Source organism: Kitasatospora sp. NPDC088351 (assembly GCF_040685575.1).
In the GTDB taxonomy this organism is placed as follows: domain Bacteria; phylum Actinomycetota; class Actinomycetes; order Streptomycetales; family Streptomycetaceae; genus Kitasatospora.
Genome location: NZ_JBFBIL010000006.1, coordinates 159,018 through 185,947, shown reverse-complemented (window position 1 = coordinate 185,947; position 26,930 = coordinate 159,018). Strand labels below are relative to the sequence as shown.

The window sequence follows — 26,930 nt, the reverse complement described above, 5'->3', positions numbered from 1 at the left end:
CACCCGCCCCCGGGGCCGGTGCGCGGTCCCCGGACCCGCGCACCGGCCCCGTCCGAATACCGGGGACAGGCCGCGCCCGGGCGTGCCATGGTGTCAGGCATGCCGACCGACACCCTCCCCCGCCAACTCGCCCGCACCAGGCGCTTCTCCCTCGGCGCACCCACCCACCCCACGGTCTCCGCCGACGGCCGGACGGTCCTCTTCCTGCGCAGCCGGGCCGGCGACGACCCGCTCACCCGGCTCTGGGCGCTGGACACCGACAGCGGCGAGGAGCGGCTGATCGCCGACCCGGCCGCACTCGGCGACGCCGGGCAGGACGTGCCGGAGGCCGAGCTGATCCGCCGCGAACGGGCCCGGGTCTCGTCGAGCGGCATCACCGACTACGCCACCGACGCCACCGCCCGGCTCGCCGCCTTCGCCCTCGGCGGCGCGCTCTGGCTCGCCGACACCGCCGACGGCACGGTGCGGCGGATACCCACCGCCACCGAGGTGTACGACCCGCGCCCCGACCCGGCCGGGCGGCTGGTCGCCTACGTCGGCGGCGGCGCCCTGCGGGTGGTCGGCGCCGACGGCACCGGCGACCGCGCGCTCGCCGAACCGGAGGGCCCCGAGGTCACCTACGGCGTCGCCGACCATGTCGCCGCCGAGTCGATGTACCGCACCCGGGCACACTGGTGGTCGCCGGACGGCACCCGGCTGCTGGTCGCCCGGGTCGACAACAGCCCGGTGTGCCGCCTCCACCTGGCCGACCCCGCCCACCCGGCGCGCCCGCCGCGCGTCCTGCGCTACCCGCTGGCCGGCACCGCCAACGCCGATGTCGGCCTCTGGCTGCTCGGCCTGGACGGCACCCGCACCGAGGTCCGCTGGGACCGGACGGCCTTCGAGTACCTGACCGCCGCGGGCTGGGACGGCCACGGCCCGTACGCCGCCGTGCAGAGCCGCGACCAGCGCACCGTCCGCACCCTGGCCGTCGACCCGGCCGACGGCGCCACCCGGACGCTCGCCGAGCGCCACGACGAGCACTGGGTCGAGCTCGTCCCCGGGCTGCCGGTCCGGACCGGCTCCGGTGCCCTGGTCGACTCCGCCGACCTCGGCGACACCCGTCATCTGACCCTCGACGGCGAGCCCGTCACCCCGCCCGGCCTCCAGCTGCGCACGGTGCTCGGCACCGAGGGCGAGCAGGTGCTCTTCACCGCCTCCGCCGAACCCACCGAAACCCACCTCTGGACGTACGACCCCGCCACGGGCGCCCGGCAGCTGAGCAGCGTGCCCGGCTCACACACCGGCACCCGGCGGGCCGGCACGCTCGTGCACACCGCCCGCACGCCCGACACCCCGGGCCCGCGCAGCACCGTCCACCGCGCCGGGCGCCCCACCGCCGAGCTGCGCTCGCACGCCCAGCCGCCCGTCCTCACCCCCCGGCCCGAGCTGCTCCGCCTCGGCCCCCGCGAACTGCGCGCCACGCTCTTCCTGCCGACCGGCCACCGGCCGCAGGACGGCCCGCTGCCGGTCCTGCTCGACCCGTACGGCGGGCCCGCCGGGCAGAAGGCCGTCCGGGCCGGCGGCTGGTCCGACCTGATCTCCCAGTGGTTCGCCGAGCAGGGCTTCGCGGTGCTGGTCGCGGACGGGCGCGGCACCCCGGGCCGGGGCCCGCGCTGGGACAAGACCGTCTTCGCCGACATCGCAGGACCCGCCCTGGACGATCAGGTGGAGGCGGTGCACGAGGCCGCCCGCAGCCGCCCCGGCCTGCTCGACCTGGACCGGGTCGCGATCCGGGGCTGGTCCTTCGGCGGCTTCCTGGCCGCGCTCGCCGTGCTGCGCCGCCCGGACGTCTTCCACGCCGCCGTCGCCGGCGCCGCCCCCACCGACCAGCGGCTGTACGACACCCACTGGAAGGAGCGCTTCCTCGGCCACCCCGACGAGCACCCCGAGCGCTACGAAGCCTCCTCGCTGATCGGCGACGCGCCGCGCCTGGAGCGCCCGCTGCTGCTGGTGCACGGCCTCGCCGACGACAACGTGCTGCCCGTCCACACGCTGCGGCTCTCCTCCGCCCTGCTCGCGGCCGGCCGCCCGCACGAGCTGCTCCCGCTGAGCGGGACGACCCATCTGCCGACCGACGAGACGGTGGCGGAGAACCTGCTGCTGCACCAGCTGGACTTCCTCCGGCGCAGCCTCCGGCGCTGAGCCCGGTCCGCCCGGCCCGGACCTCCCCCGGCTCAGACCTCCCGGACCCCGGCGCGCCAGACGGCGGCGGTCAGCGGGACACCCGGGCGGTAGGCGAGGTGGACGTGCGAGGGCGCGTCCAGCAGCTGGAGGTCCGCCCGGGCGCCCACGGTGACCGTGCCGACATCGGTGCGGCGCAGCGCGTGGGCGCCCCCGGCGGTGGCCGCGTACACGGCCTCGTCGGGGGTCATGCCCATCTCGCGGACGGCGACCGCGACGCAGAACGCCATCGAGCTGGTGAAGCTGGAGCCCGGGTTGCAGTCGGTGGAGAGCGCGACGACGGCGCCCGCGTCGAGCAGACGGCGCGCGTCCGGGTAGGCGGCGCGGGTGGAGAACTCCGCGCCGGGCAGCAGGGTGGCCACCGTCGCCGAGCCGGCCAGCGCGGCCACGTCCTCGTCGGTGAGGTGGGTGCAGTGGTCGGCGGAGGCCGCGCCCAGCTCCACGGCGAGCCGCACGCCAGGGCCGTAGGAGAGCTGGTTGGCGTGCACCCGGGGGGTGAGGCCGCGCTGGATGCCGGCGGTCAGGACCGCCCTGGCCTGGTCGCCGTCGAAGGCGCCGTTCTCGCAGAACACGTCCACCCAGCGGGCGTACGGCGCGCAGGCGTCCAGCATGTCGCCGGTGACCAGGTCGACGTACCCGGCCGGGTCGTCGGCGTACTCGGGGGCCACCACATGGGCGCCGAGGTAGGTGGTCTCGGCGGTGTAGGAGGCGGCGATCCGCAGTGCCCTGGCCTCGTCCACGACGGTCAGGCCGTAGCCGGACTTGCACTCGATGGTGGTGGTGCCCTGGCGCAGCGCCTCGCGGACGAACCGGGCCAGGTTGGCGTCCAGTTCGGCGTCGGTCGCGGCGCGGGTGGCGGCCACCGTGGTGCGGATGCCGCCCGCGCTGTAGGCCTGGCCGGACATCCGGGCGTTGAACTCGGCGGTGCGGTCGCCCGCGAACACCAGGTGGGCGTGCGAGTCGACGAAGCCGGGCAGCAGGGCCCGCCCGGCCGCGTCGTACCGCTCGTCGGCGGCGGGCGCCCCGGCGGCGGGCCCGACCCAGGCGATCGTCCCGCCGTCCACCACCACGGCCGCGTCGGTGAGCAGGCCGAGCGGCCCGGTCCCGTAGCCGGGATCGTTGGTGACCAGGCTGCCGATGCCGGTGATCAGGGTGCTCGGGATGCCCGGGGTGATCGAAGCGGCCGGGGTGCTCGAAGCGGGAGGGGTGCTCGGGGTGCTCAAGGCGGAACCTCTCGGAGGGGGTCACGGTCCCGGGGGCGGGCCCCCGCCCGCCCCCGGGAGGTTCAGGGGGTCAGCAGCTCAGCGCGGCGATCGAGGTGCGCAGAGCACCCGGGACGTCCGGCACCAGCTGGTGCACACCGTCCCTGACCACGTGTCGGCCGCCGACCACCAGGTGCCGCACATCGGCGGCCGAGGCGGCGAAGACCGCGATCTCGGCGCCGAGCCGGGGCGGCGGCCCTGCGGTGCGCACCGAGTCCAGCCCGATCACGGTGAAGTCGGCGAGCGCGCCGGCCTCGATCCGCCCGGCCTCCGGCCAGCCGAGCGAGGCGTGCCCGTCCTCGGTACCGGCCCGCAGCAGCGCGTTGGCCGTCCAGTGGCCCCGGGTGCGGGTGCGCAGCCGCTCGTTCAGCTCCAGCGCGCGGGCCTCCTCGAACGGGTCGACCACCGCGTGGCTGTCGCTGCCGAGGGTGACCGGGCAGCCGGCCGCGGCCAGTTGGCGGGCCGGCCCGACACCGTCCGCGAGGTCCCGCTCGGTGGTGGGGCACATGCAGATGGTGGTGGAGGAGTCGGTGAGGAGCTTGATGTCCTCGTCGGTCAGATGGGTGGCGTGCACGGCCGAGGTGCGCGGGCCGAGCACCCCGTGGTCCGCGAGCAGCCGGGTCGGGGTGACGCCGTGCGCGGTGAGACAGGCGTCGTTCTCCGCGGTCTGCTCGGAGAGGTGGACGTGCAGCGGGGCCCGCCGCATCGACGCCCAGCGCGCGACCGTGCCCAACTGCTCGGCGGGCACCGCCCGGACGGAGTGGATGGCGGCGCCGATCCGGGCGTGCTCGCGCGGCTTGAGGGCGTCCGCCCGCTCGGCCCAGGCGTCGGCGTCACCGTCGCTGAACCGGCGCTGGGGCTTGGTCGGTTCGGCGCCGAAGCCCGACGACAGGTAGCAGGTGTCCAGCAGGGTGATCCGGATGCCGGCCCGGGCGGCGGCCTCGATCAGTGCCTCGCCCATCGCGTTGGGATCGTCGTAGCGGGCGCCGCCGGGCGCGTGGTGCAGGTAGTGGAACTCCCCCACCGCGGTGATCCCGGCCAGCGCCATCTCCGCGTAGGCGGCCGTGGCGAGCGCCAGGTAGTGGTCCGGGTCGAGCGCCCCGGCGAACCGGTACATGGTGTCCCGCCACGTCCAGAAGGTGCCGGAGCCGACCTGGACGTTGCCGCGCAGCGCCCGGTGGAAGGCGTGCGAGTGGGCGTTGGCCTGGCCCGGCAGCAGCAGCCCGTCGAGCCGGACGGCGCCGGGCGGGCAGGGCCCGCTCTCCGGCGTCACCCCGGTGATCCGGCCGCCGGGCCCGGTGGCGATCAGCACGTCGGGTTCGACCACCGGCCCGTTGACGTGCGGCAGCCAGGCGTACGGGGCCCAGTAGGTTACTGACACGCCAGGTCCTCCAGGACGTCGGCCAGGGCGGCGACCCCGGCCAGGCAGTCCGCCTCCTCGGCGTGTTCGGCCGGGGAGTGCGAGACACCGCTCGGGTTTCGTACGAACAGCATGGCGGTCGGAACGGCCGATGCCAGGATTCCGGCGTCGTGTCCCGCGCCGGTCGGCAGGACGGGGGCGGCGGCGCCGTCCCCGCCGATGACCCGCGCGAGCCGGTCGCGCAGCGGCCCGTCGAAGTCCACCACCGGCGTGTACGACTCGCGGGTCAGCTCGACCCGGACGCCGTCGCGGTCGCCCCGCTCGGCGGCGGCCCGCTCGATCTCCGCCACCAGAGCGGTGAGGGTCGGCTCGTCGGCGGCGCGGGAGTCCAGCCAGCCGCGCACCAGCGAGGCGATCGCGTTGGTGCCGTTGGGCTCGACGGCGACCTTGCCGAAGGTGGCCAGCGCGCCCGCCAGCCGGGCCTTCTTCCGGGCGGTGAGCACGGTGTTGGCGTAGGTCAGCATCGGGTCGCGGCGGTCCTCGATCCGGGTGGTGCCGGCGTGGTTGGCCTCGCCGTGGAAGTCGAAGCGCCAGCGGCCGTGCGGCCAGATCGCGCTGGCCACCCCGACCGGCCGGTCCTCGGCGAGGTGGCGACCCTGCTCGACGTGCAGCTCGACGAAGGCGCCGATCCTGGCCAGCCGGTCGCCGTCCGCGCCGATCGCGGCCGGGTCGTGGCCGGCCCGTTCCATCGCGTCGGGCAGCCGGACGCCGTCGGCGTCGCGCAGCTCGAACGCGGCCTCGGGCGACAGCACACCGGCGGTGAGCCGGGAGCCGATGCAGGCCACGCCGAACCGGGCGCCCTCCTCGTCGCCGAAGTTGACGATCGCCAGCGGCCGGGCCAACTCGGTGCCCCGGGCACGGAGTTCGTCGAGTGCGGCGAAGGAGGAGACCACCCCGAGCGGGCCGTCGTAGGCGCCGCCGTCGGGGACGGAGTCCAGGTGCGAGCCGGTGACGACCGCGCCCGGGCCCTGCGGATCACCCAGCCAGGCCCACTGGTTGCCGTTGCGGTCCAGCTCGTAGGTGAGGCCGCGGGCGCGGGCCTGCCCCTCGAACCAGTCCCGGCACTCGGCGTCGGCGGAGCTCCAGGCGAAGCGGCGGTAGCCGCCGGAGACGGCGGAGCGGCCCACCGGGAGCAGCTCCGCCCACATCTCCTCGAAGCTCGGGGGCTTGACGGTCACAGCGCACCCGTCGGGCCGTGCTCGCGCATGGGGACGCGCACCCCGCGCTCGTCGGCGACCTCGGCGGCCCGGTCGTACCCGGCGTCCACGTGCCGGATCACGCCCATGCCCGGGTCGTTGGTGAGCACCCGGCGGATCTTCTCGCCGGCCAGCGGCGTGCCGTCGGCGACGGTGACCTGGCCGGCGTGGATCGAGCGGCCGATGCCGACGCCGCCGCCGTGGTGGATGGAGACCCAGGACGCGCCGGAGGCGACGTTGACCATGGCGTTGAGCAGCGGCCAGTCGGCGATCGCGTCGGAGCCGTCCAGCATCGCCTCGGTCTCCCGGTACGGGGAGGCGACCGAGCCGCAGTCCAGGTGGTCGCGGCCGATCACGATCGGCGCGGACAGTTCGCCGGACGCCACCATGTCGTTGAACCGCTCGCCGGCCTTGTCGCGCTCGCCGTAGCCGAGCCAGCAGATCCGCGCGGGCAGGCCCTGGAAGTGCACCTTCTCCTGGGCCATCCTGATCCAGCGGTGCAGCGACTCGTTCTCCGGGAAGAGGTCGAGGACGGCCTTGTCGGTCTTGTGGATGTCCTGCGGGTCGCCGGAGAGCGCCGCCCAGCGGAACGGGCCCCTGCCCTCGCAGAACAGCGGCCGGATGTACGCCGGGACGAAGCCGGGGAAGGCGAACGCCCGGTCGTAGCCGGCCAGCCGGGCCTCGCCGCGGATCGAGTTGCCGTAGTCGAACACCTCGGCGCCGCGGTCCAGGAAGCCGACCATCGCCTCCACGTGCCGGGCCATCGACTCGCGCGAGCGCTGGGTGAACTCGGCGGGCTTCTCGGCCGCGTAGGTCGCCATGTCGTCGAAGGCCACGCCCAGCGGCAGGTAGCTCAGCGGGTCGTGGGCGCTGGTCTGGTCGGTGACGATGTCGATCGGCGCGTCCATCGCGAGCAGCTGCGGGAACAGCTCGGCGGCGTTGCCCAGCACGCCGATGGAGAGCGGCTGCCGCTTGTCGCGGGCGGCGGTGGCCAGTTCCAGCGCGTGCGAGAGGTCCTTGGCCTCGACGTCCAGGTAGCGGTGCTCGATCCGGCGGGCGATCCGGGACGGGTCGCAGTCGACGCAGATCGCCACGCCGCCGTTCATGGTGACGGCCAGCGGCTGGGCGCCGCCCATGCCGCCGAGCCCGGCGGTGAGGGTGATGGTGCCCGCCAGGGTGCCCCCGTAGCGCTTGTTGGCGACGGCGGCGAAGGTCTCGTAGGTGCCCTGGAGGATGCCCTGGGTGCCGATGTAGATCCACGACCCGGCGGTCATCTGCCCGTACATGGTGAGCCCGAGGGACTCCAGCCGCCGGAACTCCTCCCAGTTCGCCCAGTCCCCGACCAGGTTGGAGTTGGCGATCAGCACCCGGGGCGCCCACTCGTGGGTCTGCATCACACCGACCGGGCGGCCGGACTGGACCAGCATGGTCTCGTCCCGCTTCAGCCCCTCCAGCGTGCGCACCATGGCGTCGAACGACCGCCAGTCCCGCGCCGCCTTGCCGGTGCCGCCGTACACCACCAGCTTCGACGGGTGCTCGGCCACCTCCGGGTCGAGGTTGTTCATCAGCATCCGCAGGGCGGCCTCCTGCTGCCACCCCTGCGCCGTCAGCGTCGTACCCCGCGCCGCGCGCACCTCACGCGGCCCGCCCGTCTGCTGCTGCACCATGCTCCCGGCCTCCCTGCGGATGAATTCATTCAGTTTCTACCTGGCTGAATATATCCAATCACTCAGCCTCTGGCCAGGGTTGAGACCGAGGGCATCGGGAGAATTCAGAGCACTCCAGATCACTCCGCGCACCACCGTGATAGGGTACGCAGCATCGCCGCACAGAGAGGGGAGACACGCCATGCCGCAGGTCGAGATCGACATCCAGACCGCCCGAGCCCTGGAGTTCGCCGCCCGGATGGCCGGCGTCACGCCCGGCCAGGTGGTCGCCCGACTGGTGGCCGACGCCAGCCTGGCCGCCCCGGCGGCGCGGCAGAACGCGCCGGTACCGCCCGGCGACAAGCGCGTGGCCGTCCACGCGACGTACGAGGGATTCCTCACCAAGGCCCTGTTCGACCCCGAAACCAGCCGCGTGGACATCACTTCAGGCCCACTGGACGGCACCTCGCACAAGACGCCCAGCTCGGCCGCCCGGGCAATCGTCCAGCACTACAACCCGGACGTCTCGGGTTCGAGGAACGGCTGGTCCTTCTTCGCCCTCAGCGACGGCAGCAAGCGTCCACTGCAGAGCATCCGGCGCTGACGCAGCACAGCCGCAGGCCACGCGCCGGAGGTGTCCCGCACGAGCACCCGTCGCGATGATGCTTGATCCGCAGGATCGCCCGGCGCGGCCCGGGGCGGAAAACAGCAGTGCCCCGGGCGGCATGCACGCAGAGGCGACCCGGGGCTTACCCGCTCGACGGCAGCACCGTCCTCCGGGACCTGAAGGGTCCCGCCGTCCATCGGGGGGCCTTGTGAACACCGGCGAACGGCCGACCTGGATGCTTCGAAGCCTTTCGGAGCAACGGCTGGAGCCCCATGCGCCGGCCACCGGTGCAGGGGAGGACGCCGCCCGGCTGCACCGGTGGAACATCGAGGTCTCCGCAGCCTTCTACGGCGCTGCACTGCCTGGAGGTCACGCTCCGCAACGCCCTGCACGCCGCCCTGCGGCGGGAGCACGGACGGCCCGACTGGTGGTCCGCCGCTCCGCTGGACACCGACGGCGACCGGCTGGTCTCGGAGGCACGGCGCAAGTGCGAGCGCCGGATCCGCCACAGGCAGGTGACGGCCGACGACGTTGTCGCGGAGCTCTCGTTCGGGTTCTGGGTGAAGCTGCTCTCCGGACGGCATGCCCGGACGTTCTGGGTTCCCGCGCTCCACCGGGCCTTCCCGAGCGACATCGGGCGCCGTGACGACCTGCACCGGAGGTTCGTCACCATGATGCGGTTGCGCAACCGGACCAGCCACCACGAACCGATCCACCACCGCCACCTCGAAGCCGGCCACGCGACGCTCCACCATCTGCTCGCGTGCCTCGATGCCGAGCCGGCTGCCCAGGCCTTGCGGCTGGACAGGGTCCCGGCCGTCTTGAAGCAGCGCCAGGACACGTGCCCGGGCCTGCGTCCACCGCGGTTCTGACCGAAACGCGATCGCCCGCACGCCCGCCTCCGGGCAGGTCTCAGGCCGCCTCGTCGCCGTCCCAGTCGATGCCGATCTCGGCGAGCCAGCGGCGGTCGGCGGCGTCGGGGGTGGTGGCGGTGGCCGGCGGGCGGGGCGGCCGGGGGATCTCCTGGACGGGACCGAGGCCGTACCTCTCGGCGGCCTCGGCGGCGCGGGCGTCGGGTTCGATGACGCCGACGTGGACGGCGCTCTCGTCCCCCAGGTCGAGGACGGTCAGTTCGGGGTCGGGCAGCCGGCGCAGGGTGACGCGCCGTCCGCAGGTCGGGCAGGACCACTCGTCGGCGCCCGAGGCGAGCCGGCCGACGAACTTCATCTCGTGGATCACGCGCATCACAGGTTCCCCCTGCCGATCGGCCCTGGGTACGGGCCTGTTGACAGGATTCCCGCCGCGCCCCGGGGGCTACTCCAGAAAGAGCCCACGAGCCGTCGCCGACTGCTCGATGGCCTCCAACCGGGCCTCGGCACCGGGGAGTTCGTCGCACATGCGCTGGAGCAGCACCCGGCCGAGCATCATCGGCGCGCAGGCGGTGTCGAAGACCAGGCCGGTGCCGACGGCGGCCGGCAGCATCAGGTCGGAGAGCTTGGCGACCGGCGCGAAGGCGCTGTCGGCGACGGTCAGGACGGTCAGCCCGCACTCCCGGGCCACCGCCAGAGCGTCCATCAGCTCGCGCGGGTAGCGCGGCAGGGCGAAGCAGAGCAGCGCGCTCGCCCCGCCGGCGGCGGCCTGTTCGATGCGGTCGGCGAGCATGCTGCCGCCCTCGTCGAGCAGCCGGACGTCCGGGTGCACCTTGGCCGCGAAGTAGGCGAAGCCGCGCGCCTGGGCGGAGGCGGCCCGCAGGCCGAGCACCGGCAGCGGCCGGGAGGCGGCGAGCAGCCGGGCGGCCCGGGTGACCGGCTCGGGGTCGGCGAGGAGTTCGGCGAGGTGGCGCAGGTGCTCGATCTCGGCCAGGACGGCCTGCTGGTGCTCGTTGCGCACCGCGTCGTCCGGGCTCTCCGGCGCGGCCGGCTCGCCGGCACCGAGTTCACGCAGCTGCTTGCGCAGCGCCGGGTAGCCGTCGTAGCCGAGCGCCACCGCGAAGCGGGTGACGGACGGCTGGCTGACGCCGGCCAGTTCGGCGACCTCGACGCTGGAGAGGAACGGCGCCTCGGTGGCGTGCCGGACCAGCGAGTGGGCGATCCGCCGCTGGGTGGGGGTCAGCCGGTGACCCTCGAACAGCTGGAGCAGCCGCGCGGAGGGGCCGACCGTGCCGGTGTCGTCGGTGGCGGTCATCAGCGGTACCTCCGGATGCGAGCTGTTCGGACGACGACTGTGCAGCAGTGCGCCGCCACTGGCAAAGACGTCTCGTACGCCGGGACGGCCGGTGAGACGCCCCGGCGGGCGGACGAACCCTCGGGGTAACCCTGATTTCTCCCTGAACCCGCCCGGATTACCTGGCGAACCGGTGGACCGGCCCGGCCGCGCGGGCGCACGCTGGTGGCCATGGACACTCGCCAGGACGAACTGAGGCGCGACCTCGACGCCACCCTGCAGGCGCGCAAGGAACTCGGCAAGGAGTACGAAGCGGAGCTGGTCGACTCGTTCCTGTCCCGGCTGGAGTCCCGGCTGGACGCCCGCCTCGACACCCGGCTGGAGCGCCGGCTGGCCGAGCGGCTCGACGAGTCCGGGATCGCGGAGCGCCCGCGCCGCCGCCCGTCCGGCCGCTCGAACTCGAAGCTGCCGCTGGCCTCCCTGGTGCTGGGCATCCCGCTCACCGCCATCGCGACCGGCGGCCCGGGGAACGGCGTCATGGGCCTGATCGTCTGCTGGGCGGGCATCGTCGGCGTCAACGTGGCCGCCGCCATGGGCGACCGCCGCGAGGAGGCCAGGGCCAAGCGGTCGCGGGACGACTGGGACTGAGGCGGGGCCACCGGCCCCGCCTCCGCTCCCGTCCGCCCCGCGACCGCCACGGCTCAGGCCAGCGGCCCGGTGACCTGCTCGACCGCCCGCACCAGCCCGCCGGAGGCGACCAGCGCGGCGGCGGCCTCCAGGTCCGGCGAGAGGAAGCGGTCGCGGCCCGCGCCGCCGACCCCGGCCGCCCGGGCGGCGGCCAGCGCGGCGGCGGTGGCCGGGGCCACCGTGCCACTGGCGTCGGCCTGCTGACGGATCTCCAGCGCGCGGGCGGCGGCGGTGAGTTCGACGGCGAGGATCCGGCCGAGGTTCTCCACCGACTGGCGCAGCTTGCGGGCGGCGGACCAGCCCATCGAGACGTGGTCCTCCTGCATCGCGGAGGACGGGATCGAGTCGACCGAGGCCGGCACCGCGAGCCGCTTGTTCTCGCTGACCAGCGCCGCCTGGGTGTACTGGGCGATCATCAGGCCGGAGTCCACGCCCGGGTCGTCGGCCAGGAAGGCCGGCAGCCCGTGCGAGCGGGCCTTGTCCAGCAGCCGGTCGGTGCGGCGCTCGGAGATCGAGCCCAGGTCGGCGGCGGCGATGGCGAGGAAGTCCAGCACGTACGCCACCGGGGCGCCGTGGAAATTGCCGTTGGACTCCACCCGGCCGTCCGGCAGCACCACCGGGTTGTCCACCGAGGCGGCCAGCTCGCGGGAGGCGACCAGCCGGGCGTGGGTGAGTGTGTCGCGGCCCGCGCCGGCCACCTGCGGGGCGCAGCGGATCGAGTAGGCGTCCTGGACGCGCGGCGCGTCGTCCTGGTGGTGGCCGGTGAGGCCGGAGTCCTTGAGGACGGCCAGCATGTTGGCGGCGCTCAGCGCCTGGCCGGGGTGCGGGCGGATCGGGGCGTGCAGCTCGGGGGCGAGCACCTTCTCGGTGCCGAGCAGCGCCTCCAGGGTCATCGCGGCGGTGATGTCGGCGGTGGTGAACAGGCGCGACAGGTCGGCGATGGCCATCACCAGCATGCCGAGCATGCCGTCGGTGCCGTTGATGAGGGCCAGGCCCTCCTTCTCCAGCAGCTCGACCGGTTCGATGCCGGCCGCGGCGAGCAGTTCGGCGGCGGGGCGCTCCACGCCGTCCGGGCCGGTGGCCACGCCCTCGCCCATCAGGACGAGCGCGCAGTGCGACAGCGGCGCGAGGTCGCCGGAGCAGCCGAGCGAACCGAACTCGCGGACCACCGGCGTGATGCCGGCGTTGAGGATCGCGGCCATGGTCCGCGCGACCAGCGGGCGGACCCCGGTCCGGCCCGAGGCCAGCGTCTTCATCCGCAGGAAGACCAGTGCCCGGACCACCTCGCGCTCCACCGCGGGCCCCATCCCGGCGGCGTGCGAGCGCACCAGCGACCGCTGCAACTGGGCCCGCAGCTCGGGGCTGATGTGCCGCACGGCGAGCGCACCGAACCCGGTGGAGACGCCGTAGACGGGGCGCGGCTCGGCCGCGAGGGCGTCGATCCGGGCGCGGGCGGCCGCCATCTCGGCGATCGCGTCGGGACCGATCTCGACCCGGGCGTTCCCCCGGGCGACCGCCAGCACGTCCTCGGCGCTGACGTCGGCCTTGCCGACCTGGACGAGCGGCGCGTCGGGGGCCACAGCACTGTGCATATCCATATACACCATCACATCAGGTGAATGAAGATATGACAACCGTCCTGGCTCATCATGGAACCCCCGGCCGGCGGCCGGTCAGGAACCCCAGGCAGGATTCTCGGACACCGGGGCCATTGACGCACGCTGGTGGCCACGGGACCGTACGGAGGTGGAGGTGCCATGACGCGAGCGACGGCGCGGCGGCGGGTGGTGCGGCTGCGCGGGGACGGGCGCAGTACGCGGCCGGACGCCCTGGCGGCGGAGGAGCCGCTGGAGATCCGGCTCGGCGGCGAGCCGCTGACGGTGACCATGCGGACCCCGGGGCAGGACTTCGACCTGGTGGCCGGGTTCCTGGTGGGCGAGGGCCTGGTCCACACCGCCGACGAGCTGGCGGCGCTGCGCTACTGCGCCGGGACGGACGAGGCGGGCGCCAACACCTACAACGTGGTGGACGCGACCCTGCGCACCCCCGGGGCGCTCCCGCTCTCCGCGCACCGCAACCTGCTCACCACCAGCGCCTGCGGCCTCTGCGGCCGCGACACCGTGGACGCCGTCCGCACCCACGTCCGCCACAAGGTCGCGGACGACCCGCTCACCGTCCCCCCGGCACTGCTGTACGGGCTGCCGGACCGGCTGCGGGAGGCGCAGCGGACCTTCGAGTCGACCGGCGGCCTGCACGCCGCCGGGCTGTTCGACCCGGCGACCGGCGAGCTGCTCTGCGCGCGCGAGGACGTCGGCCGGCACAACGCGGTGGACAAGGTGGTCGGCTGGGCGCTGCGCGCGGGCCGGCTGCCGCTGGCCGGGCACGTCCTGCTGGTCAGCGGCCGGGCCTCGTTCGAGCTGACCCAGAAGGCCGCGCTGGCGGGCGTCCCGCTGCTGGCGGCCGTCTCGGCGCCGTCCTCCCTCGCGGTGGACCTGGCCGAGGAGCTGGGTCTGACCCTGGTCGGCTTCCTGCGCGGCGAGGGCGCCAACGTCTACACCCGCCCCGACCGGATCAGCTGACCCCTCCCGCGCCGCCGCCCGGCAGCCGCGCCTCGACCAGGTCGGCCGCGCGGGCCGCGCCGCCCTACCCCGGGGGCGGCGAGGCCGGGCCGGAGAGGGCCACCGCGACGAGCGCCCGCATCGCGGCGGTGACCTGCCCCAGCGGCAGCGTGGCGTCGTCCGCGAACAGCTCGACCAGCCAGCCGCCGGCCGCGTTCTGCCCGCCCGCCGCGACCATCCCCCGGTAGCCGGAGACCACCAGCACGGCCTCCTCGGCCGGGTCGTTCCCCGCCGCCCCGGAGCGCAGCGCGAACGCGCCACCGCGCACCGCCCGCCGGGTCATCGGGTAGTGCCGCAGGTCGAAGACGGCGTCCGGGGCCTCGATCTGGGCCCGCTGGGTCTCCGCCCGGCTGCTGCTCGGCCCGCTGGTCATCCGGTAGACGGCGTGCCGCACGGTCCGCATCAGCTGCGAGCCCGGCGGCACGTACGAGACCCACCAGCCGACCGTGTCCAGCAGCCGGGCCGAGGTCTCGGCGACGACGACCAGCTTGCCGATGGTGTCCGCGGGGTGGATCGCGCGGACCGAGCCGTGCTGGTCCAGCGCGGACAGCACGGCGGTGAGCAGCTGGCCCGGGTCCGCACTGTGCGCGGCGCCCCGGAACCGCCGCCGGTCGCCCGCCCCCGCCCGGCCGGCGTGCCGGCCCCGCCCGTCGGCCCGGTGGTGCGGGTCGGCGGCGTCGGCGAGCAGCACGGTCGGGTCGGGCGAGAAGCCGGGGCCGTGGCTGCGCCCGGCCACCACCGGGTGGGCGGCGCGGGCGGCCTTGGCTCGGTACTGGGCGGCGTCGGCGAGCCGGAACAGCCGGTCGGGGGTGGTGACCGGGCCGATCGAGTCCCCGGTGGAGGCGACCCCGCAGGCGACGCCCTCGCCCTCGGCCAGCGCCAGCGCCCGCGCGCACAGCTCCTCGGCGACGGCGACCACCTCGTCGGCCTTCTGGCCCTCGACGAGCAGGCAGAACTCGTCGCCGCCGAGCCGGGCGGCCAGGCTGCCGGGGAGCTTGGCGGCGGCCAGCGACAGCTGGTGGGCGAACCGTTCCAGCAGCCGGTCGCCCATCTCGTGGCCGAGCTGGTCGTTGACCCGCTTCAGGCCGTTGACGTCGCAGACCACCAGCGAGACCACCGTGTTGTCCCGGTTGTGCGCCTCCAGCGCGCTCTCCAGCCGGGCGTCCACGGCCCGGCGGTTGGCCAGGCCGGTCAGCGGGTCGGAGAAGGCCAGCTTGCGCAGGTCGGCCAGGCGCTCGGTCTGCGCGAGACCGGCCGAGACCTGGGCGGCCAGCAGGGTGGCGTAGTCGGCGTCCGCCTCGGTGAACTCCGGCTGCCCGAGCGTCCGCGCCAGGTACAGCTCGCCCCAGGCCTGCCCGTGCAGCACGATCGGGGCGACCACGCAGCAGGCCCGCCCGCGCCGGCGCAGCGCGGCCGCGCGCTCCTGGCAGTACGCGCCCGCGGTCGGGTGCGAGTGCCCGGGGTGCGGGATCGAGTTCTCGGCGGTCTGCACCCAGGCGCGGGGCAGCCGGCCGGTGGTCCAGCGCTCCTCCAGATAGGTGACGATCTCGGGAAAGTCGGCCACCGGGTAGGACTCGTCCTCCGGCAGCTCCTCCTCCCCCGGCGCCAGCTCGCCGTGGTTGACCAGCACCCGCAGCCGGCCGGACTCGCGGTCCCAGACCGAGACCGCCGCCATGGTGGCGCCGAGGGCCTCGGTGGCGCGGACGGCCGCCGCTCTGACGGCCTCCAGCGGGGTGAGCGCCCCCGCCATGTCCTGGGCGAGTTCGACCACGGACGTCAGCCGCAGATCGGGAACGACGGGCGGCTGCGGCGCCCGGTCGACGTCGCGGTCCGTCACGATCGCCTCACTGCTCACCGGCTCGCCTCGCTCCCTGTGCTCGGTCCTGCTCGGCCCCCGGGGCGCCCCCTGCCGAGCCCCGCACCCATCCGGCCGCTTGCACCAAGACTATGGCGGTTTCGCTCGGTTATGCCCCGTTTGCCCGGATCGGTCCGCCAGGCCGTACGGGTTTCAGCCGTACGGATACCCACCGGCCGACCGCCGTCCGGCCATCACCGGGCCGGCGTCCGACCGTCACCCGGGCGCCGTCCGAGCAACATCCGCCCCCTTCCTACCCCGGTCCGGCCGCGAGCCCACCTGCGTCCGCGCGGCAACCGTCACCCGTCGGCCACCGGCCGTCCCCGGGGCGGGCCGCTACGGCTGGGTGCGCGGGCGCCGCGACAGCAGCCAGGGCTCGACCAGCCCGAGCCCGCGCACCGGCCGGCGCCACATCGGCTGGAGGTTGAAGCGGTGCCCGGCGTCCGGCCCGGGCACCGGCAGACCAGGGGCGGGCATCCCGGCGGCGGCCGACAGGGCCTCGGCGAGCCCGGGCCCGTCCGCGTCGGCCGGGGCGACGCTGCCGTGCTGCTCCAGCGCGGTGGCGAACTCGCCGTCGATCAGCACCGCGTCCTTGGGCGCGATCGAGGTCAGCCGGCTGGCCAGGTTGACGGTGGTGCCGAAGACGTCGCCCATCCGCGAGGTGACGGTGCCGAAGGCCATGCCGACCCGCAGCGCGGGGATGGTGTCGTTCTCCGCCAGCGCCTCGATCAGGCTGAGCGCGATCTCGGCGGCGGTCACCGGATCCTCGGAGACGTAGAGGATCTCGTCGCCGAGCGTCTTGATCACCCGGCCGCCCTGGCCGGCGATCAGGTCGGAGCAGGTGTTCTCGAAGGTCTCGACCAGCTCGCCGAGCTCCTCCTCCTCCAGCCGGCGCGACAGCCGGGTGAAGCCGACCAGGTCCGCGAAGCCCACCGCCAGCCGGCCGCTGGTGATCTCGGTGTCCTCGGCGGCCTGCACCACCCGGCCGGTGACGGCGGCCAGCTGCCGGCGCCAGACGTACACCAGGAACTGCTCCAGCTCCGGCAGCAGCAGCTCGACCAGCGGGTACGCCACCTCGGCCCGGGTCAGGCCGGGCTCGACGGACTGGGTGAGGTTGTCCAGAAAGGTGTCCATCTGCCAGCCGGCCAGCCGGGCGGTGGTCTGTCCGGTGGAGCGTGCCACCTGGATCGCCATCGTCTCGCTGAGCAGGCCCGACTCCACCAGACCGGCGAGCCGGCGCAGCGCGATCACATCACCGTCGGTCAGCGCCCGGGACTGCCCGATGTCCGGGAAGCCCATCGCGCGCCAGAACCGGGTGGCCAGCTCCATCGGGACGTCGGCGGCCCGCGCGGCCTGGTACGGGGTGTAGCGGCGTGGCGCGTCCAGGATCAGGCGTTCCAGGTCGAGCGCGACCGTCTGGTCGTGGGTGCCCGCCGTACCGCCGTTGCCGCCGTCCTCTGCCACCGGTCCGTCCCCGTGCGGTTGCCGCACTTGCCTCGTGTCCTGCCTGTCCGGGGGCGCGCCCGCCACCCGGCGGGCAGTGGCGCGCCTCACACTGCTGCCAGGTGGAATGTTCGCACGGAATCGCTCGATCCGGGGCATCAGCCCGGGTCAAGGAGAGGTGAAGACTGCCGCTCAGCGCGGCTCGGGGCGCACATGGACGACGTCCCCCGCGCCCACTGCGCGGCGCGCGCCGTCGGGCGTCCGGACCACCAGCCGGCCGTCGCCGTCGATCGCCACCGCCTCGCCGAGCAGCTCCCGGTCGCCCGGCAGCAGGACCTTCACCGGCCGGCCGAGCGTGGTGCAGCGGTCCGTGTACGCGGGCAGCAGGCCGCTGGCGTGCGGGTCCCCGGCGGCGGCCGTCCACTCCGCGTACAGGTCGGCGAACTCGCGCAGCAGCGCGCGCAGCAGCGTGGCCCGGTCGGTCACCGCGGCCCCGGCCAGCGCCAGCGAGGCGGCGGTGGGGACGGGCAGCTCGGCCTCGCGCAGCGAGACGTTCAGGCCCAGGCCGGCCACCACCGCGCCGCCGCTCAGCTCGGTCAGGATGCCGCCGAGCTTGCGCTCCGTGCCGTCCACGACCACCTGGAGGTCGTTGGGCCACTTGAGGCCGACCTCGACCTCGGCGACCCGGCTCAGCGTGCTGGCCGCCGCCACCCCGACCAGGATCGGCAACCAGCCGTACCGTTCGACCGGTACCCCGTCCGGGCGAAGCAGGACGGAGAGGAACAGCCCCGACCGGGTCGGCGCCGTCCACTGCCGCTCCAGCCGCCCGCGCCCGGCGTTCTGTACCTCGGCGACCAGCACCGCGCCCTGCGGCGCGCCCGCCCGGGCCAGGGCGGCCAGGTCGTTGTTGGTGGAGCCGGTCTCGGCGACGACGTCCAGCGAGGTCCAGAACCCGCCCTCCCTGACCAGGTCACGGCGGAGCGCCCCGGCGTCCAGCGGCGGCCGGTCCAGATCGGTCCAGGGCGAAGGACCGCCGTGCCCGAGGCCGCGCAGACCACTGCGGCGGCGGACGACGGGCTCACGCGGTGCATCGTTGGCGTCGGTCATGCGGGAAACCCTAGGTCCCCTAAAGGCCGTAGGCCGCCTTATCGTCCCGCAGAACGCGCGTTAACACACTGTGTCGATGGCCATAACGGGAAACGCCACGCGCTGGCTACGCTACCCAACGGTAGTTCGTTGTGCCGCCCTGCCCTCAAGCGCGAGTCCCGTGCGGACCTGCCCGCCACTGAACAGGACGCGGCCCATGGATCAGGGAGAGCCACCCGATGACCGAGGCGCCGTACGACCCCCACTCCACCGCCGGCAAACTCGCCGACCTGCGGCGCAGGATCGACGAGGCGGTGCACTCCGGCTCCGCGAAGGCCGTGGAGAAGCAGCACGCCAAGGGCAAGCTGACGGCCCGTGAGCGGGTCGCCGAGCTGCTGGACGAGGGCTCCTTCGTGGAGTTCGACGAGTTCGCCCGGCACCGCTCGGTCAACTTCGGCCAGGAGAAGAACCGGCCGTACGGCGACGGCGTGGTCACCGGCTACGGCACCGTGGACGGCCGCCAGGTCGCCGTCTTCGCCCAGGACTTCACCGTCTTCGGCGGCTCGCTCGGCGAGGTCTTCGGCGAGAAGATCGTCAAGGTGATGGACTTCGCGCTGAAGACCGGCTGCCCGGTCGTCGGCATCAACGACTCCGGCGGCGCCCGGATCCAGGAGGGCGTGGTCTCGCTCGGCCTGTACGGCGAGATCTTCCGCCGCAACGTCCACGCCTCCGGGGTGATCCCGCAGATCTCGCTGATCATGGGCCCCTGCGCGGGCGGCGCGGTCTACTCCCCCGCGATCACCGACTTCGTGGTGATGGCCGACCAGACCTCGCACATGTTCATCACCGGGCCCGACGTGATCAAGACCGTCACCGGCGAGGACGTCGGCATGGAGGAGCTGGGCGGCGCACGCACCCACAACACCAAGTCCGGCAACGCGCACTACCTCGCCTCGGACGAGAAGGAGGCGGTCGAGTACGTCAAGAGCCTGCTCTCGTACCTGCCCCCCAACAACCTCTCCGACCCGCCGTCGTTCCCCGAGGAGGCGGACCTCACCGTCACCGACGAGGACCTCGAACTCGACACCCTGGTGCCGGACTCGGCGAACCAGCCGTACGACATGCACACGGTGATCGAGCACATCCTCGACGACGGCGAGTTCCTGGAGACCCAGCCGCTGTACGCGGGCAACATCATCACCGGCTTCGGCCGGGTCGAGGGCCACCCGGTCGGCATCGTCGGCAACCAGCCGATGAACCTGGCCGGCTGCCTGGACATCGCCGCCAGCGAGAAGGCCGCCCGCTTCGTGCGGACCTGCGACAGCTTCAACATCCCGGTGCTGACCTTCGTCGACGTGCCCGGCTTCCTGCCCGGCACCGGCCAGGAGTGGAACGGCATCATCCGCCGCGGCGCCAAGCTGATCTACGCCTACGCCGAGGCCACCGTCCCGCTGATCACCGTGATCACCCGGAAGGCCTTCGGCGGCGCGTACGACGTCATGGGGTCCAAGCACCTGGGCGCCGACCTCAACCTGGCCTGGCCGACCGCGCAGATCGCCGTCATGGGCGCGCAGGGCGCGGTCAACATCGTGCACCGGCGCGAGATCGCCGAGGCCGAGGCCGCCGGGACCGTCGAGACCAGGCGGGCCGAGCTGCTCGCCTCGTACGAGGACACCCTGCTCAACCCGTACCTGGCCGCCGAACGCGGCTATGTGGACGCCGTCATCGCGCCGAGCGACACCCGTCGGCACATCGTGCGCGGCCTGCGGGCGCTGCGCGGCAAGCGCGAGGTGCTGCCGCCCAAGAAGCACGGAAACATTCCGCTGTAGCCCGAGTCGCGAGAGGATTGAGCCATGGCCCCGATCCACGTGCTGCACGGGCAGCCGACCCCCGAGGAGCTCGCCACCGTCCTGGCGGTGGTCCAGGCCCGGGCCGCCGCCGCGCAGGCCGCCGCAGAGGCGGCCCGCCGCGCCGGTGTCGGCCCGGAAGCCCCCTGGAACGACCACGCCCGCTGGATGCGCCCCGTCCTGCGCCCCGGCGCCAACGCCTGGCGCACCTCCGGCTGGGCCGCTTAGGGCGCCCCGCCCGGCGGAGCGGGAGGCCGGCCGGCCTACCGCTCCGCCGCTTCGGCTTCCGCCATGTCCGTTCCGGCGCCGGTTGGCCCGGATTGCCCGAAAGCTGAGTACGGATACTCAGGCGTCCGGCCCGGGCGCGGCGCACCCTGGACTGGTGCTCTGGTCAGACCCCCGCGACGAGCCCTCCCCCGAGGCCCGGCGGATGCAGCAGCGGCTGCACCGCGCCGGCCGGGTGCTCGCCGCCTGCGCCCTGGTGATCGCCGTCCTGCTGCTGCTCTGACCCCCCGGGCCGGGCCGCCGTACCCCAACGGCCCACACCGTCACCCCCTACCCTGGTGGCCATGACCGACCAGCGCACCCTCGTCCTCGCCTCCGCCTCCCCCGCCCGCCTCGGGCTGCTGCGCCAGGCGGGCCTCGACCCGCTCGTGGTGGTCAGCGGCGTGGACGAGGACGCGATCAGCGCCGCCACCCCCGCCGAGCTCGCCCTCGTCCTGGCCGAGGCCAAGGCCAAGGCGGTCGCCGCCGAGCTGACCGGCGGCGAGCTGGTGATCGGCTGCGACTCCGTGCTGGAGCTGGACGGGCAGGCGCTCGGCAAGCCCGCCGACGCGGCCGAGGCGCTGGCCCGCTGGCGGTCGATGCGCGGCCGGGCCGGCGTGCTGCGCACCGGGCACTGCGTGATCGACACCGTCACCGGCGAGCAGTCCTCGGCCACCGCCTCCACCACCGTCCGGTTCGGCACCCCGGACGACGAGGAGATCGCCGCCTACATCGCCTCCGGCGAACCGCTGCACGTGGCCGGCGCGTTCACCCTGGACGGCCGCTCGGCGCCGTTCGTCGAGGGCATCGACGGCGACCCGGGCAACGTCATCGGCCTCTCCCTGCCGCTGCTGCGCACCCTGCTCGCGGAGCTGGGCGTCCGCATCACCGACCTCTGGGCGAAGTAGCACCCGCCGGGGCGCTCCGGCGGCATCGATGGTCGCGGCGGGCGACCGCCGCTAGGCTGACCGCCGCTGTTCGGACGGGGGAGGGGGCGGGCGGATGGCCGACGGTCTGCTCAACGTACTGCTGGGCCTGGTGGCCAGCGCGATCAGCGCCGTGCTCGGCTGGCTGGGACAGAACCTGCGGCGGAGGCGGCGCCAGGAGCGGGTGCGCTCGTTCTTCGGGCTGCCGGCCGGCAGCGAGTGCCTGATCGTGGTCAACCGCAGTGTCGGCACCGGCGCGCACGCCAGAACGGTGACCCGCCGCGACGCCTACGCGCTGATGGAGCTGGCGGCCCTGGTCAAGGAGTGCGGGGCGCAGGCCGAACTGGTCGCGCACGACAGCGTCCACCGCGGCCTGGGCGCCAAGACCGAGCTCTGCTTCGGCGGTCCGAGCAGCAACGAACGGATGGCCGCCCATCTGGCCTGGGGGCTGCCCGGGGTGCGGGTCACCAGCGGGCCGGAGGGACCGAACAACGTCATCGTCGTGGGCGACCGCGAGTTCGTGGTGGACTGGGACCGGCACGTCCACACCCTGCTGGCCCGCCTCGCCACCCCCGGGGGCGGGCGCCCGGTGTTCCTGGTCTCCGGGCAGACCGGGATCGCCAACCACGCCGGCGTCCGCTACCTGATGGCCAACCACCGCGGGCTCGCCCGGCGTTACGGTGAAGACGGCACCTTCGCCCTCGTCCTGCGGGTGGTCGACCCGAAGGCGTACGGACCGGACGTGGTGGAGCTCGCGGCGGACGTCACCGCGCAGGCGCTGGAGCGCCCGGCCGACCCGGTCCCGGCGCCGGACACGGACGCGGTCACGGACACGGCGCCGGACACGGACACGGCCTCGGGAGCGGCCACGGCCTGAGTGCGGCCAGGGTCACCACACCGCCACGCCGCCCTGTCGCCGTCTGCGAGGATCGGCCCCCGTCGGCACCACCGGCCACGACCTGGGAAGACCCCCCGACGGCCGGCCGACCGGCTCCCTGGGCGCATCACCCTGTGTGTGGGATAGTTCACAACCTGGGGCTACTCGCCGGTACCGTCAAGAACTCCATAAACTCGACCAGGTTCAAGAAGGGAGCCACAGTGCGCAAGGTGCTCATCGCCAACCGCGGGGAGATCGCTGTCCGCGTCGCCCGTGCCTGCTCGGACGCCGGTATCGCCAGCGTCGCCGTCTACGCCGAGCCGGACCGGGATGCGCTGCACGTCCGCGCGGCCGACGAGGCTTACGCGCTGGGCGGCGACACCCCCGGTACCAGTTACCTGGACATCGCCAAGGTGCTCAAGGCCGCCGCCGACTCGGGAGCGGACGCCGTCCACCCCGGCTACGGCTTCCTGTCGGAGAACGCCGACTTCGCCCAGGCCGTCCTCGACGCGGGTCTGACCTGGATCGGCCCGCCCCCGCAGGCCATCCGCGACCTCGGCGACAAGGTCACCGCCCGGCACGTGGCGCAGCGCGCCGGTGCCCCGCTGGTGGCCGGTACGCCGGACCCGGTCACCGGTGCCGACGAGGTCGTCGTGTTCGCCCGGGAGCACGGCCTTCCGGTCGCCATCAAGGCGGCCTTCGGCGGTGGCGGCCGCGGCCTGAAGGTCGCCCGCACGCTGGAGGAGATCCCGGAGCTGTACGAGTCCGCGGTGCGCGAGGCGGTCGCCGCCTTCGGCCGCGGCGAGTGCTTCGTCGAGCGTTACCTGGACAACCCGCGGCACGTCGAGACCCAGTGCCTGGCGGACCAGCACGGCAACGTGGTGGTCGTCTCCACCCGTGACTGCTCGCTGCAGCGCCGGCACCAGAAGCTGGTCGAGGAGGCGCCCGCGCCGTTCCTGACCCCCGAGCAGAACGCCGAGCTGTACCGGGCGTCCAAGGCCATCCTCAAGGAGGCCGGCTACGTCGGCGCCGGCACCTGCGAGTTCCTGGTGGCGATGGACGGCACGATCTCCTTCCTGGAGGTCAACACCCGTCTCCAGGTGGAGCACCCGGTCACCGAGCAGGTCACCGGGATCGACCTGGTCCGCGAGATGTTCCGGATCGCCGACGGCGAGGAACTGGGCTACGGCGACCCGGAGGTGCGCGGCCACTCCTTCGAGTTCCGCATCAACGGCGAGGACCCGGGCCGCGGCTTCCTGCCGGCCCCCGGCACCGTCACGCTGTTCGCGCCGCCGTCCGGCCCGGGCGTCCGGCTGGACTCGGGCGTCGAGACCGGCTCGGTGATCGGCCCGGCCTGGGACTCCCTGCTGGCCAAGCTGATCGTCTCGGGCACCACCCGCAAGCAGGCCCTGGAGCGGGCCCGCCGGGCGCTGGCCGAGTTCAAGGTGGAGGGCATGGCCACGGCCATCCCGTTCCACCAGGCGGTCGTCACCGACCCGGCGTTCGCGCCGGAGGTGCACGGCGGCGAGGGCCCGTTCACGGTCTACACCCGGTGGATCGAGACCGAGTTCGACAACACCATCCCGGCGTTCGCGGGCGCGGCCGGCGAGGGCGAGGAGGCCGAGGGCCGGGAGACCGTCGTGGTCGAGGTCGGCGGCAAGCGGATCGAGGTCTCGCTGCCGTCCTCGCTGGGCGTCTCGGCCGCCCCCGTGGCGGGCGGGGCCGGTGCGGCCAAGGCCAAGCGCCGGGTCGGCGCCAAGAAGGCCGGCTCGGCGGTCGGCGGTGACACCCTGGCCTCGCCGATGCAGGGCACCATCGTCAAGGTCGCCGTCCAGGAGGGCCAGGTCGTCGCGGAGGGCGAGCTGATCATCGTCCTGGAGGCGATGAAGATGGAGCAGCCGCTGAACGCGCACAAGGCGGGCACCGTCGTCGGCCTCAAGGCCGAGGTCGGCGCGAGCGTCAGCAGCGGCGCCGCGCTCTGCGAGATCAAGGACTGACAGGAGCACGAACCGGCGGACCCCGTCGGTACAGCCGGTCCGTACACCCCCCAGGGTGTGCGGACCGGTCGCGTTCGTACCGGCCGTCCCGCGGGGCTCAGCGGCCGCGCGGGACGCCCAGCTCGGCGAGCCGGCCCGGCAGCGGTCCGCCCGGCCCGCCGGGGCCGCCGTGCACCGGGGGGCGGCGCTGGCCGGGCAGCGGGGCGCCGCCGGGCGGAGGACCGGCCCGGCGGGGCAGCGGGCCGGGCTGGGTCTGGTGTACGGGCCCACTGCCGGTGCCGTGCACCGGGCCGTCCCCGGCCGGGGCGGCGCCGAGCGGCGCCAGGTCGATCTGCACCCCGCAGTCGGCGAGCGAGTCCAGCTCACGCGCCGTGGCGTCGTCGGCACCGGCGCGCTCGTCGGTGACCAGCCGGGTGATGGTGTCGGTCGGGACGGTCGGGAACATGGTGTCCGCGCCGAGCTTGGTGTGGTCGGCGAGGACGATGACCTCGGCGGCCGACTGCACCAGAGCCCGGTCCACGCTCGCGGAGAGCATGTTCGTGGTCGACAGACCGCGATCGGCCGTCAGCCCGCTGCCGGAGATGAAGGCCTTGGAGACCCGCAGCCCGTGCAACGACTGCTCGGCGCCGCTGCCGACCAGGGCGTAGTTGGAGCCCCGCAGGGTCCCGCCGGTCATCACCACCTCCACCCGGTTGGCGTGTGCCAGCGCCTGGGCGACCAGCAGGGAGTTGGTGACCACCGTCAGCCCGGGCACCCGGGCCAGTCGGCGGGCCAGTTCCTGGGTGGTGGTACCGGCGCCGACCACCACGGCGTCACCTTCCTCCACCAGACCGGCGGCGAGATCGGCGATGGCGCTCTTCTCGGCGGCGGACAGGTGGGTCTTCTGCGGGTAGCCGGGTTCGCGGCTGAAGCCGCCGGGGAGCACCGCGCCGCCATGACGGCGGTCGAGGAGCCCTTCTGCCTCCAGCGCCCGTACGTCACGACGCACGGTCACTTCGGAGGTCTGGACGACGCGGGCCAGTTCGCGGAGCGACACGGCTCCGTTGGCGCGCACCATTTCGAGGATCAACTGGCGACGTTCTGCTGCAAACACAGAACCGACGGTAACGTGCGTGACCGTCTGCTTTCAGGCGTTTGCAGCTAGTAGCGGGAATTGCTCACGCCGGAACGGCGCGTGACCGTACAATGCGCGCCGCCGACGATCCGGGACTGCGCCCGCCGTCCGGGTGACGCTCCGGCGCACGCGAAGGGCGGCCACCGAACGGCGGCCGCCCTCAACTGCGCTTCGGATGCTCAGGATTCGCCCTCGGCCCGCTTCCGTATGTGCAGCTGGCGGGCGGCCTCTGCGGTCGAACCGGAGACGGACGGGTAGACGGTGAACGCGCTGGCCACCTGTTCGACCGTCAGATTGGCGTCCACCGCGAGCGCGATGGGGTGGATCAGCTCGCTGGCGCGCGGCGCGACCACCACGCCGCCGACCACGATGCCGGTGCCCGGGCGGCAGAACAGCTTCACGAAGCCGTCCCTGATGCCCTGCATCTTGGCCCGCGGGTTGCCCCGCAGCGGCAGCTTGACCTCGACGGCGTCCATCTTGCCGCACTTCACATCGGCGGCGGTGTAGCCGACGGTGGCGATCTCCGGGTCGGTGAAGACGTTGGAGGCGACGGTCTTCAGGTTCAGCGGCTGCACCGCGTCGCCGAGCGCGTGGTACATCGCGATCCGGCCCTGCATCGCGGCCACCGAGGCGAGCATGAAGACACCGGTGCAGTCACCGGCCGCGTAGACGCCCGGGGCGCTGGTGCGGGAGACCCGGTCCACCCGGATCTGGCCCCAGTCGTTGAGCTTGACCCCGGCCTCCTCCAGGCCCATCCCGGCGGTGTTCGGGATCGAGCCGACCGCCATCAGGCAGTGCGTGCCGGTGATCACCTTGCCGTCGGAGAGCGTCACCTCGACGTGGTCGCCGAAGCGCTTGACCCCCTCGGCCCGGCTGCGGCTCATCACGTTCATGCCGCGGCGGCGGAAGACCTCCTCCAGCACCTCGGCGGCGTCCGGGTCCTCGCCCGGCAGCACCCGGTCGCGGCTGGACACCAGGGTGACCTTCGAACCGAGCGCCTGGTACGCGCCGGCGAACTCCGCGCCGGTGACGCCGGAGCCGACCACGATCAGCTCGCGCGGCAGCTCCTCCAGGTCGTAGACCTGGGTCCAGGTCAGGATCCGCTCGCCGTCCGGCTGGGCGTCCGGCAGCTCGCGCGGGTGGGCGCCGGTGGCGATCAGCACGGCGTCGGCGCGCAGCGACTGGACGGTGCCGTCGGGCGCGTCCACCAGCACCTCGCGGGAGCCGTCCGCGCCCTGGCCGCCGGTGCCGAGCCGGCCCCGGCCGCGCAGCACGGTGACGCCGGCCCGGGTCACCGACTGGGTGATGTCGTGGGACTGCGCGATGGCGAGGCGCTTCACTCGCCGGTTGACCTTGCCGAGGTCCACGCCGACCACCCGGGCCGACTGCTCCTGCGGAGGTGTGTCGTCCGCGACGATGATGCCCAGCTCCTCGTACGAGCTGTCGAAGGTCGTCATCACCTCCGCGGTCGCGATCAGCGTCTTCGACGGCACGCAGTCCGTGAGCACCGCCGATCCGCCCAGGCCGTCGCGGTCGACGACGGTCACCTCCGCGCCGAGCTGGGCGGCGACGAGCGCCGCCTCATAGCCGCCGGGTCCGCCACCGATGATCACGATCCGAGTCACGTCCCCCATTGTCCCGCACGCCGGGACGACTGCCACGCCGGGGTCGGGGGTTCCGTCCGGCCGCCGGTCCGCCC

At 74.2% G+C, this 26,930-nt stretch carries 22 protein-coding genes and 1 pseudogene; 11 read left to right on the top strand and 12 right to left on the bottom strand.

Annotated elements, in window-relative coordinates:
* Positions 1-99: 99 nt before the first annotated feature.
* The gene (locus AB0P06_RS07190) at positions 100-2,184 is read left to right on the top strand and encodes a prolyl oligopeptidase family serine peptidase (RefSeq protein ID WP_363605703.1); all 2,085 of its coding nucleotides are present in this window, start codon (positions 100-102) and stop codon (positions 2,182-2,184) included.
* Positions 2,185-2,216: 32 nt separating this feature from the next.
* On the opposite strand, the gene hutI is transcribed toward AB0P06_RS07190, so the two are convergent.
* The 4 genes from hutI to hutU all read right to left on the bottom strand — a co-directional run bounded on the left by hutI (position 2,217) and on the right by hutU (position 7,768).
* The gene (hutI, locus tag AB0P06_RS07185) at positions 2,217-3,386 is read right to left on the bottom strand and encodes an imidazolonepropionase (protein ID WP_363605804.1); all 1,170 of its coding nucleotides are present in this window, start codon (positions 3,384-3,386) and stop codon (positions 2,217-2,219) included.
* A gap of 130 nt (positions 3,387-3,516) precedes the next feature.
* On the bottom strand, positions 3,517-4,866 hold the full coding sequence (locus AB0P06_RS07180; protein WP_363605702.1) for a formimidoylglutamate deiminase: 1,350 nt from the start codon (positions 4,864-4,866) through the stop codon (positions 3,517-3,519).
* Positions 4,857-6,053 (bottom strand): allantoate amidohydrolase, encoded by a 1,197-nt coding sequence (locus AB0P06_RS07175; protein ID WP_363605803.1) that lies wholly within the window; start codon positions 6,051-6,053, stop codon positions 4,857-4,859. The genes AB0P06_RS07180 and AB0P06_RS07175 overlap by 10 nt, the downstream gene beginning before the upstream one ends.
* Before the next feature lie 26 nt (positions 6,054-6,079).
* A complete protein-coding gene (hutU, locus tag AB0P06_RS07170; protein WP_363605700.1) occupies positions 6,080-7,768 on the bottom strand; it encodes a urocanate hydratase in 1,689 nt (562 codons plus the stop codon).
* A 181-nt stretch (positions 7,769-7,949) separates the two neighbouring features.
* Here hutU and AB0P06_RS07165 point away from each other — a divergent pair, with 181 nt between their 5' ends.
* Both AB0P06_RS07165 and AB0P06_RS07160 read left to right on the top strand, forming a co-directional pair.
* On the top strand, positions 7,950-8,351 hold the full coding sequence (locus AB0P06_RS07165; protein WP_363605698.1) for a hypothetical protein: 402 nt from the start codon (positions 7,950-7,952) through the stop codon (positions 8,349-8,351).
* Positions 8,352-8,626: 275 nt separating this feature from the next.
* Entirely contained in the window at positions 8,627-9,226 is a 600-nt protein-coding gene (locus AB0P06_RS07160) for a hypothetical protein (protein WP_363605697.1), read from the top strand.
* 40 nt (positions 9,227-9,266) lie between these two features.
* On the opposite strand, the gene AB0P06_RS07155 is transcribed toward AB0P06_RS07160, so the two are convergent.
* Both AB0P06_RS07155 and AB0P06_RS07150 read right to left on the bottom strand, forming a co-directional pair.
* Positions 9,267-9,599, bottom strand: a complete 333-nt coding sequence (locus AB0P06_RS07155; protein WP_363605696.1) for a hypothetical protein — start codon at positions 9,597-9,599, stop codon at positions 9,267-9,269.
* Positions 9,600-9,668: 69 nt separating this feature from the next.
* Positions 9,669-10,538, bottom strand: a complete 870-nt coding sequence (locus AB0P06_RS07150) for a MurR/RpiR family transcriptional regulator (protein WP_363605694.1) — start codon at positions 10,536-10,538, stop codon at positions 9,669-9,671.
* A gap of 210 nt (positions 10,539-10,748) precedes the next feature.
* Here AB0P06_RS07150 and AB0P06_RS07145 point away from each other — a divergent pair, with 210 nt between their 5' ends.
* Positions 10,749-11,165: a hypothetical protein gene (locus AB0P06_RS07145; RefSeq protein WP_363605692.1), complete on the top strand. Its 417-nt coding sequence runs from the start codon at positions 10,749-10,751 to the stop codon at positions 11,163-11,165.
* Between the two features lie 53 nt (positions 11,166-11,218).
* Here the strand turns inward: AB0P06_RS07145 and hutH are convergent, their stop codons facing one another.
* On the bottom strand, positions 11,219-12,802 hold the full coding sequence (gene hutH / locus AB0P06_RS07140) for a histidine ammonia-lyase (RefSeq protein WP_363605802.1): 1,584 nt from the start codon (positions 12,800-12,802) through the stop codon (positions 11,219-11,221).
* Between the two features lie 159 nt (positions 12,803-12,961).
* Here hutH and fdhD point away from each other — a divergent pair, with 159 nt between their 5' ends.
* On the top strand, positions 12,962-13,783 hold the full coding sequence (gene fdhD / locus AB0P06_RS07135; RefSeq protein WP_363605690.1) for a formate dehydrogenase accessory sulfurtransferase FdhD: 822 nt from the start codon (positions 12,962-12,964) through the stop codon (positions 13,781-13,783).
* Between the two features lie 763 nt (positions 13,784-14,546).
* On the opposite strand, the pseudogene AB0P06_RS07130 reads toward fdhD, so the two are convergent.
* The 3 genes and pseudogenes from AB0P06_RS07130 to AB0P06_RS07120 all read right to left on the bottom strand — a co-directional run.
* Positions 14,547-15,572: pseudogene (locus tag AB0P06_RS07130) on the bottom strand (sensor domain-containing diguanylate cyclase); the annotation flags it as partial.
* 441 nt (positions 15,573-16,013) lie between these two features.
* Positions 16,014-17,141, bottom strand: coding sequence for an adenylate/guanylate cyclase domain-containing protein (locus AB0P06_RS07125; RefSeq protein WP_363605688.1), 1,128 nt, complete (start codon positions 17,139-17,141; stop codon positions 16,014-16,016).
* Between the two features lie 171 nt (positions 17,142-17,312).
* Positions 17,313-18,227 (bottom strand): biotin--[acetyl-CoA-carboxylase] ligase, encoded by a 915-nt coding sequence (locus tag AB0P06_RS07120; protein ID WP_363605686.1) that lies wholly within the window; start codon positions 18,225-18,227, stop codon positions 17,313-17,315.
* Positions 18,228-18,445: 218 nt separating this feature from the next.
* Here AB0P06_RS07120 and AB0P06_RS07115 point away from each other — a divergent pair, with 218 nt between their 5' ends.
* The 6 genes from AB0P06_RS07115 (at position 18,446) to AB0P06_RS07090 (ending at position 24,117) form a co-directional block, all read left to right on the top strand.
* Positions 18,446-20,035, top strand: a complete 1,590-nt coding sequence (locus AB0P06_RS07115) for an acyl-CoA carboxylase subunit beta (protein WP_363605684.1) — start codon at positions 18,446-18,448, stop codon at positions 20,033-20,035.
* 24 nt (positions 20,036-20,059) lie between these two features.
* Positions 20,060-20,281, top strand: coding sequence for an acyl-CoA carboxylase epsilon subunit (locus tag AB0P06_RS07110; RefSeq protein ID WP_363605682.1), 222 nt, complete (start codon positions 20,060-20,062; stop codon positions 20,279-20,281).
* Between the two features lie 154 nt (positions 20,282-20,435).
* Complete coding sequence (locus tag AB0P06_RS07105; RefSeq protein ID WP_363605680.1) at positions 20,436-20,561, top strand: hypothetical protein; 126 nt, start codon at positions 20,436-20,438, stop codon at positions 20,559-20,561.
* Positions 20,562-20,622: 61 nt separating this feature from the next.
* Positions 20,623-21,225 carry a nucleoside triphosphate pyrophosphatase gene (locus AB0P06_RS07100; protein ID WP_363605678.1) on the top strand — a complete coding sequence of 201 codons (603 nt, stop codon included), beginning with the start codon at positions 20,623-20,625 and terminating at the stop codon, positions 21,223-21,225.
* 94 nt (positions 21,226-21,319) lie between these two features.
* Complete coding sequence (locus AB0P06_RS07095; RefSeq protein WP_363605676.1) at positions 21,320-22,120, top strand: hypothetical protein; 801 nt, start codon at positions 21,320-21,322, stop codon at positions 22,118-22,120.
* A gap of 221 nt (positions 22,121-22,341) precedes the next feature.
* Positions 22,342-24,117, top strand: coding sequence for a biotin carboxylase N-terminal domain-containing protein (locus AB0P06_RS07090; protein ID WP_363605674.1), 1,776 nt, complete (start codon positions 22,342-22,344; stop codon positions 24,115-24,117).
* Between the two features lie 97 nt (positions 24,118-24,214).
* Here the strand turns inward: AB0P06_RS07090 and AB0P06_RS07085 are convergent, their stop codons facing one another.
* Positions 24,215-25,210: a DeoR/GlpR family DNA-binding transcription regulator gene (locus tag AB0P06_RS07085; protein WP_363605672.1), complete on the bottom strand. Its 996-nt coding sequence runs from the start codon at positions 25,208-25,210 to the stop codon at positions 24,215-24,217.
* Positions 25,211-25,410: 200 nt separating this feature from the next.
* A complete protein-coding gene (locus tag AB0P06_RS07080) occupies positions 25,411-26,865 on the bottom strand; it encodes an NAD(P)H-quinone dehydrogenase (protein ID WP_363605670.1) in 1,455 nt (484 codons plus the stop codon).
* Between the last annotated feature and the right edge of the window lie 65 nt (positions 26,866-26,930).

Excerpts from the sequence above, each read along its gene's own strand:
- AB0P06_RS07165 (WP_363605698.1), top strand. The coding sequence starts at position 7,950 with ATGCCGCAGGTCGAGATCGACATCCAGACCGCCCGAGCCCTGGAGTTC.
- fdhD (WP_363605690.1), top strand. The coding sequence starts at position 12,962 with ATGACGCGAGCGACGGCGCGGCGGCGGGTGGTGCGGCTGCGCGGGGAC.
- AB0P06_RS07155 (WP_363605696.1), bottom strand. The coding sequence starts at position 9,599 with ATGCGCGTGATCCACGAGATGAAGTTCGTCGGCCGGCTCGCCTCGGGC.
- AB0P06_RS07190 (WP_363605703.1), top strand. The coding sequence starts at position 100 with ATGCCGACCGACACCCTCCCCCGCCAACTCGCCCGCACCAGGCGCTTC.
- AB0P06_RS07175 (WP_363605803.1), bottom strand. The coding sequence starts at position 6,053 with ATGTGGGCGGAGCTGCTCCCGGTGGGCCGCTCCGCCGTCTCCGGCGGC.
- AB0P06_RS07115 (WP_363605684.1), top strand. The coding sequence starts at position 18,446 with ATGACCGAGGCGCCGTACGACCCCCACTCCACCGCCGGCAAACTCGCC.
- AB0P06_RS07160 (WP_363605697.1), top strand. The coding sequence starts at position 8,627 with ATGCGCCGGCCACCGGTGCAGGGGAGGACGCCGCCCGGCTGCACCGGT.
- hutU (WP_363605700.1), bottom strand. The coding sequence starts at position 7,768 with ATGGTGCAGCAGCAGACGGGCGGGCCGCGTGAGGTGCGCGCGGCGCGG.
- hutH (WP_363605802.1), bottom strand. The coding sequence starts at position 12,802 with ATGGATATGCACAGTGCTGTGGCCCCCGACGCGCCGCTCGTCCAGGTC.
- AB0P06_RS07150 (WP_363605694.1), bottom strand. The coding sequence starts at position 10,538 with ATGACCGCCACCGACGACACCGGCACGGTCGGCCCCTCCGCGCGGCTG.
- AB0P06_RS07095 (WP_363605676.1), top strand. The coding sequence starts at position 21,320 with ATGGCCGACGGTCTGCTCAACGTACTGCTGGGCCTGGTGGCCAGCGCG.
- AB0P06_RS07110 (WP_363605682.1), top strand. The coding sequence starts at position 20,060 with ATGGCCCCGATCCACGTGCTGCACGGGCAGCCGACCCCCGAGGAGCTC.
- AB0P06_RS07145 (WP_363605692.1), top strand. The coding sequence starts at position 10,749 with ATGGACACTCGCCAGGACGAACTGAGGCGCGACCTCGACGCCACCCTG.
- AB0P06_RS07080 (WP_363605670.1), bottom strand. The coding sequence starts at position 26,865 with ATGGGGGACGTGACTCGGATCGTGATCATCGGTGGCGGACCCGGCGGC.
- AB0P06_RS07100 (WP_363605678.1), top strand. The coding sequence starts at position 20,623 with ATGACCGACCAGCGCACCCTCGTCCTCGCCTCCGCCTCCCCCGCCCGC.
- AB0P06_RS07120 (WP_363605686.1), bottom strand. The coding sequence starts at position 18,227 with ATGACCGACGCCAACGATGCACCGCGTGAGCCCGTCGTCCGCCGCCGC.